Here is a 2,975-nt window from a genome sequence, read left to right on the forward strand (position 1 = left end):
GGACTCGCTCTATTACAGACTCATATCGTTTAACGAAAGATGAAATTATACATGATCTTCATGATCAAATTCCTGAATTATTGCAGAGCTGTTCCGATTTAGTTCATGAAGATAGTGACTTTAAACAAGTTCCTGAAGAATTAAATGCAGCAATGAATGAAAGAATTCAAAAACATTTACAACAAATGATATTACCTAAGTTTACTCAATCTATTCAAGAATGGATTGAAAAAGTCCATAATGAATTTATTCAAAGTCAATCTTATTTAGATGAAATGAGTGAAACATTTAATAAATTATACGAAGAAGAACGTATGAAACTACCATGCGATTTCCAGCTACTTGATGATTGGCGCCGCGATGTTGCAAGGATGACAAACCGAATCAAAGTTGATGATGTAAATATTTTACTACGCTTTACACCAACACAATTTCTATTAAAAAGTGCTGGAAAGCTATTCGGTAACATGCAGAAAAATCAATCCATGCTTTACAACAAATATAAAAATTATATCGAGACCGAAGACTATACAGATGTAACAACAACTATTTCTGAACAGTTCTTCCTTCAATTTGAATTATTCGAAAGTGCATTAGAACGTGATATTATGATGTTCTTTAAAGAACCTCTTAGCATATTAAAGCAAACTGTGGAAGCTGCACATCTCGAAATAAATGAGGATGAAAATGCATTAACGAAACTAAGAACAAATCCAGAAACATATCATGATCCTTTAACACTGTTTAAATTACAGTTATTGCAGTACAAATTCATGCTAAATGAAAAAAACGATGAAGCCCCTTCTTTGAAAATAGCAACGAACGAGGCACCTACAATTTAGGTAAATACAAAAAACCAAGCAAATTGTAACAATTGCTTGGTTTTTTACTTATATTCTATTTCACATGTCCCAAATAACATCATTAACCTTTGCATCAATTTTCACACGCTTAATGAATTTCTTTCTTTCATCTTCTTTATGAATTAACTTATGTATATAACGACGTTTGCTTAATACATCCCTGCATGCTTTATTATAATTTAAAATTTCCTGGCAGCGCTTATCCTCATATAAACCCTTGAACCATGTATACCGCTTCAGTTTTTCTATGTGTCGCTGCACTCTTTTCTTTTTCCGTTCTTCTCGTTCCGCTAATCTTTCTAATGCATGCTCTACCACTTCATCTAACATAAAGTCTCCAGCGACTCTTATAATACTAACAGTCCCTCTTACAATCCCTTTACCTGCATCAACACATATTTCACCTAATGCAATTGCTGCGCGACCAACTCCTACTAGAATGTGTCCAATAATATCCTCCATATTGTCCCTTCTTTCTAGTTCACAATTTTCATATGATCAAACGGATAATAGATTGCAGTTAATGTGCCAAGCACTTCTGTTTTATGAATCAGTCCTAAGCCGTTACGGCTATCTCTACTCACTAAACGATTATCTCCCATGACAAAAATTTTATTTTTCGGAATCGTAATAGGACCAAAGTCTTCAGTTAAATTAATAAGAAGTTGTTTCGCTTGTTTTTTATTTTTATCTAAATAAGGTTCACTTTGCACTTGATGATTTACGTATAATTGATCATTTTTCATCTCAATTACATCTCCTGGCAACCCAATAATTCTCTTTACATAAAAATTATCAGTCTTTACTACAATAATATCTTCACGCTCATAGGTTTCAAATCTCTTTGCTAACTTATTAATAATTACTTTATCCCCATCTTGCAATGTTGGCCTCATAGATGCTCCCTGCACAGTTGTTGGAAAAAACACAAAAATTTTCACTAAAAAAAACAACAAACACGCAATAGCTAGTATTTCAAAAAGCTCACGAAAGCGACTTTTCTTTTTCATTTTCCATCTCTCATTCCTCTCCCTTTGTTACATTTATTATAGATAGTTTCTACTATTAATTTCCACAAAATTCCGAAAGAATAAGATAAAACCTATAAAATTTTATAAAGTGAAACTTTAATCAGTGGGGGTTGAAAATGGTTTTTAATTATCTTAATTGCAAGTGCTTTTACATTCAGATTTTCTAATTTAGTTTTCTGCTATATTTATAACAAAATATACATTAATGAGCTATTATCTCAAGGTTATAAAGCGGCTGACGAATATAGTCTTTCCGCTTTACAGCAAAAGAACATCGTAGCATAATATATAATCAAAAAAGAGGATATCCCAAAAGTAGCTAAATAGCTACTTTTAGAGATATCCTCTTTTATATTCCAACATATACAATACACATCTGTGCAGCAACATATGTTACCCAGATCCAAAGTGGATCATACTTTACTTTGCGACCACCAATATCCGTTACACCAATAATAAAATCAGAAATCACAAATAACAATCCACCAAGCGCTGGAATCCACCACATTTCGTTGTTTGCATAGTATAATGCAAATGCAAAACACGCCATTCCCCCAACCCATAAACCATATACGAGCGCACCAATTGTAAACAGCCTATCTTGTTTTTGATTGCGAATAAAAAAGAACCAACCAATTATTAAAAATAAACCGTATGCTACTAACCCAATCCAGAACCCATTCCATGAGATACCTGTTTGCAAAAATGCTGTTACATAAAAACAATGCGCAATTGCAAAGGTAACCATACCGCCGATTAACCGATGTCCAAATGGAATGATTCCTGCCATAAATAAATCACCAAGCGTAGATAAAGTCATACCAATTGCAGCCCACTGACGATACTCTACAGATGGATCTTGTAACCAAATCCAGATCGCACCACCAGTTAAAGAAAAACTAAGAATAAGACGAATCAATAATGGTAAAGGCTCATTTTCTCCCGTTTGCTTTGTCTGTGCTATTGCATAAACCGCACCTACAACAAATACAATGACCTGTCCAATTAATAATATATAAATTTCATTCATAACATGTTCTCCTCAATAAATGGATATTAATATTTCTTCGTGATATAACCT

The 2,975-nt window shown here is 33.1% G+C and carries 3 protein-coding genes and 1 pseudogene; 1 reads left to right on the forward strand and 3 read right to left on the reverse strand.

All coding sequences use genetic code 11. The features are described from left to right. Positions 1-842: pseudogene (locus tag AC1DIT_RS27775) on the forward strand (GTP-binding protein); the annotation flags it as partial. 60 nt (positions 843-902) lie between these two features. Here AC1DIT_RS27775 and AC1DIT_RS27780 read toward each other — a convergent pair. The 3 genes from AC1DIT_RS27780 to AC1DIT_RS27790 form a co-directional block, all read right to left on the reverse strand. Then, positions 903-1,325, reverse strand: coding sequence for a hypothetical protein (locus AC1DIT_RS27780; RefSeq protein WP_016112948.1), 423 nt, complete (start codon positions 1,323-1,325; stop codon positions 903-905). 14 nt (positions 1,326-1,339) lie between these two features. Then, positions 1,340-1,873, reverse strand: a complete 534-nt coding sequence (gene lepB, locus AC1DIT_RS27785) for a signal peptidase I (RefSeq protein WP_003194819.1) — start codon at positions 1,871-1,873, stop codon at positions 1,340-1,342. A gap of 370 nt (positions 1,874-2,243) precedes the next feature. Then, positions 2,244-2,924 (reverse strand): lysoplasmalogenase, encoded by a 681-nt coding sequence (locus AC1DIT_RS27790; protein ID WP_016112947.1) that lies wholly within the window; start codon positions 2,922-2,924, stop codon positions 2,244-2,246. Between the last annotated feature and the right edge of the window lie 51 nt (positions 2,925-2,975).

It is taken from the genome of Bacillus sp. 05T22, assembly GCF_056396765.1.